The sequence below is a fragment of the Dietzia sp. DQ11-44 genome, assembly GCF_014145205.1.
Taxonomy (GTDB): domain Bacteria; phylum Actinomycetota; class Actinomycetes; order Mycobacteriales; family Mycobacteriaceae; genus Dietzia; species Dietzia natronolimnaea.
In genome coordinates this window covers 1-3,180 of record NZ_JAALEC010000281.1, presented here as the reverse complement: position 1 = coordinate 3,180, position 3,180 = coordinate 1, and the positions used below count along the sequence as shown (strand labels likewise).

The window sequence follows — 3,180 nt, the reverse complement described above, 5'->3', positions numbered from 1 at the left end:
TGCAACTCCGCCCAGATCGGGATCACCGAGGAGCCCGCGGGCGGCTCCCCGGCCCCCACGGGTGAGGTACTGCTGGCCCTCGACCTGGCCTGAGCGAGCGACCCGGCCCGAGCGCGCATCCTGGCCCGAGGGGCGCGACCCGGCCCCGAAGGTGTCCGGGCGGGATCGGCCGCTCAGGCCCGGCGGCTCACGGCCGCCACCACTGCCGCAGTGGAACGTCCCAGGTCATGGTGTCGCCGAGCCGGACGGCCAGGATCTGATGGAGCTGGATCTTGTTGTGCTCGAAGCCGTACTGGCAGGCACCCATGTAGAGCCCCCACAGCTTGGCCATCGGTTCGCCCACCTCGTCGACGGCCTCGTCCCAGTGCTCGACCAGGTTCGCGCACCAGTCGCGCAGCGTGAACGCGTAGTGCTGGCGGAGGTTCTCCTCGTGGACCACCTCAAACCCGGCGTTCTCCGCCTCGAGGTGGACCGTCCCGGCACCGGCCAGTTCGCCGTCGGGGAAGATGTACCGGTCGATGAAGGCACCCGCCTTGACCGAGCGCGAGTTGTCCGGCCGGGTGATGCAGTGGTTGAGCAGCCGACCCCCCGGCCTCAGGTAGCCGTGCAGCCGGGTGAAGTAGTCGTGGTAGTTCCTGCGCCCGATGTGCTCGGTGATGCCGATGGAACTGACCGCGTCGAAGTCACGCTCGGGGACGTCGCGGTAGTCCATCAGGCGGACCTCGGCGAGGTCCCCCAACCCCTGGTCCCGGATCGCGGCCTGTCCCCATTCGACCTGCTCGCGCGAGAGCGTCACGCCGATCGCCCGGACCCCCCGGGCGGCCGCGTACCGCACCATCCCGCCCCACCCGCAGCCCACGTCGAGCAGACGGTCACCGGCCTTCAGTCCGAGCTTGTCGAACACCAGCCGGTACTTGTTGTCCTGGGCCTCCTCCAGGCAGACCCCGGCGTCGGGGTAGCACGCGCAGGTGTAGGTCATGGAGGGCCCGAGGATCCACTCGTAGAAGCGGTTGGACACGTCGTAGTGGTAGCTGACCACCTCCGAGTCCCGCTTCTTGGAGTGCCTGCGCATGCCGTGCGCGACGCGACGCCACGCCGCGGGCACCTCCTGCTCGGGAATCGGCAGCATGGTGATATTCTCGCGCCCGATCGAGCGGGCGATGCGCGCCATCGTCCGCAGGTCCGGCGTGTGCGTCATGGTCTTGCGGAAGACCTCGAGCGCGCCGAACACGTCATGCGGCGCACCGGGATGCACCCCGTCGACCTCGAGCTCGCCCATGAGGTAGGCGCGGGCAAGTCCGAGGTCGCCCGGCGCGGTGACGAAGTACTGCAGCGCCCTCCGGCTCGTCAGGCGTAGCACCAGCTCGCTGTTCTCCGGGCCGAACGCCGACCCGTCGTAGGCCTCGATCCGCAGGGGCGGCTCCCCCGTCGCGAACGCGGCGACGATCTCGCCGATGGTCATCCTGTCCGTTGTCACCGTGCACCCACCGCCTTGTCATAGAGGGTCGCGAAGCGGCCCCGGGGATCGAATCGCGTCTTGAGATGTGCCGCGTGCTCGCCGCCGTACAGCTGGTCGAACTCCTCGCGGGAGTAGAAGACCTCGGAGTAGAGCGACTTGTGCCCGCCGAGCCGGGAGACCTCCTCTTCGATGCGCCGGTTCCACGCCCCCTCGGCCATGCCGGGCTCGATCGGCGCGGAGGACCAGAACCCGATGTTGACGTACGTGGTCTCCGGCGCCAGCGGATACAGCGGCCACGGCCGGTCGGAGCCGGGGCCGCCGCCCACACCCGGCGCGGGCGTGGACTCACGCAGCCGCAGCGGGCAGATCCACAGCGGCTCGATGGGCACCTCCCGCAGGAACCACTCGAGGAACTCCTCGGTCCGGTCGATGGTCACCTCGACGTCCTGCACCACGCGCTCCCGCGGGCCCTCGCCCTTGAGCGCGCCGATCCTGTTGCCCAGGTCGTATCGGTGGTCCAGGCCGATGATCTTCCAGTACGCCGACGACCTCAGCAGCTGTTGCGGCCACCACCGGCGGATGCCGGGGTTCTGCACCCCGAACGCGCGCGAGCACCAGAACCAGTCGGTGTCCCAGCGCCACAGGTAGTCGCGGATGGTCAGCCGGTCGCGGGCCACCGAGCCGGCGGGGCCGCCGTGCTGGATCGACCGGTAGTAGATCGCCTGCTTGTCCCGCACCCCCGTGTAGTCCGAGACGGGGCCGGGCTCGTCGGTCCGCCGGCCCAGCGTCAGGTAGGACTCGCCCGCCGAGAAGACGACCCCGTCCAGGAAATCGACCTCCTCGTCGTCGTACGACCCGGACTCGCCGATCCGCGCCAGCCCGTCGGTCAGCGCGGCGAGGGAGTCGAACCGGACGTGGCGCAGTCCGACGTACCGCTCGACCGGTTCGAGCGCGATGCGCAGCCGCACCGCGTACCCGAGCGAGCCGTAGGAGTTGGGGAACCCGCGGTACAGCTCGCGCTCCCGGTCCGTGCCGTCGGGGCGGGCGGTGACGATCTCGCCCGTGCCGGTGAGCACGTCCATCTCCAGGACCGACTCGTGGGGCAGCCCCAGCCGGAAGGAGCTGGACTCGATGCCCAGCCCGGTCACCGCACCACCGAGGGTGATGGTCTTGAGCTGCGGCACCACGTACGGCATCAGCCCGTACGGCAGGGTGGCGTCCACCAGGTCCTCGTACGTGCACATGCCCTGGACGTCGGCGGTGCGGGTGTCCGGATCCACGGAGACCACGCGCGTCAGACCGGTGGTGTCGAGACCGGGCGACGACGACGAGGCGCGCGGCCTGAACAGGTTGGACGTCTTCTTGGCCAGCCGGACGGGCTCACCGACGGGGACCGCCTCGAAACTGGCCAGGAGTCGACTAACACCCTCCTCGTGGCGCCGGGGTCCGACGATCAGCGATCCGGACAGACGACCATGAGTGCCCATGCGTCCCACCCTAGTAGCGGTCGGCGACCACCAGAGTTGATCCGGCTGCGGCCCACCCCGATGGCCCGGCCGCGCGCCTCCGGCCGTCCCGGGGGTGGCGGGCGGGAGGCGGTGTGGGCCCGTCTCGAACGCGTCTCGATTGTGACACCGGTCATATCGCGCGGGCGATTCGGTCCCGACCCCGGCGGCCATTTCCGTAGCCTTCCCCGCAGATCGACCCCCGCACCCGTACCC

The 3,180-nt window shown here is 70.2% G+C and carries 2 protein-coding genes; both read right to left on the bottom strand.

What is annotated here, in order from left to right; translation table 11 throughout:
* Positions 1-187: 187 nt before the first annotated feature.
* Positions 188-1,462 carry a class I SAM-dependent methyltransferase gene (locus tag G6018_RS07835; RefSeq protein ID WP_182639316.1) on the bottom strand — a complete coding sequence of 425 codons (1,275 nt, stop codon included), beginning with the start codon at positions 1,460-1,462 and terminating at the stop codon, positions 188-190.
* Positions 1,463-1,473: 11 nt separating this feature from the next.
* Positions 1,474-2,946, bottom strand: coding sequence for an FAD-binding oxidoreductase (locus G6018_RS07830; RefSeq protein WP_182639315.1), 1,473 nt, complete (start codon positions 2,944-2,946; stop codon positions 1,474-1,476).
* Positions 2,947-3,180 lie beyond the last annotated feature (234 nt).